The following is a 405-nucleotide window of genomic DNA, read 5'->3' on the forward strand; positions in this document are numbered from 1 at the left end:
GCGCCAGGCAACCGAGCGCCAGAAGCCCGATCACCAGCCCCCCCCCGCCAGCCGCGCCCGCCGCGAGCCCCTGCAGCGCGCCGAAAGCGAAGATCGCGCCGATCAGGAACGGCCCGATGGCCGGGAAGATCTTGCCCGTCGCGCTGTTGCGGATTTCGAGCGGCGTAGACATTTTTTCCCGCTCACCGTTCGGGCTTCAGCAAGGTCCAGATCCAGCCGACGAAGGTGAGGACCAGGAAGGGATAGCCGGCGGCGGGCAAGGGCGACGAGGTCGGCAGCAGAGGCGCGCCCCAGAGGATCATGCAAGCCGACACGACGAACAGCAAAGCCGCGATAACAGCGGTCAGCCGCATCCACAGAGCAAAAGTGTTCGGCGCGCTGACCATGACGAGCGCCGCCGCCCAG

The 405-nt window shown here is 67.7% G+C and carries 1 pseudogene; it reads right to left on the reverse strand.

The annotated features are described in order from the left end of the window. Nucleotides 1-182: 182 nt before the first annotated feature. A pseudogene (locus EOA86_RS38250) lies at nt 183-405 on the reverse strand (hypothetical protein); the annotation flags it as partial.

It is taken from the genome of Mesorhizobium sp. M5C.F.Ca.IN.020.32.2.1, from assembly GCF_004023105.1.
In the GTDB taxonomy this organism is placed as follows: domain Bacteria; phylum Pseudomonadota; class Alphaproteobacteria; order Rhizobiales; family Rhizobiaceae; genus Mesorhizobium; species Mesorhizobium wenxiniae.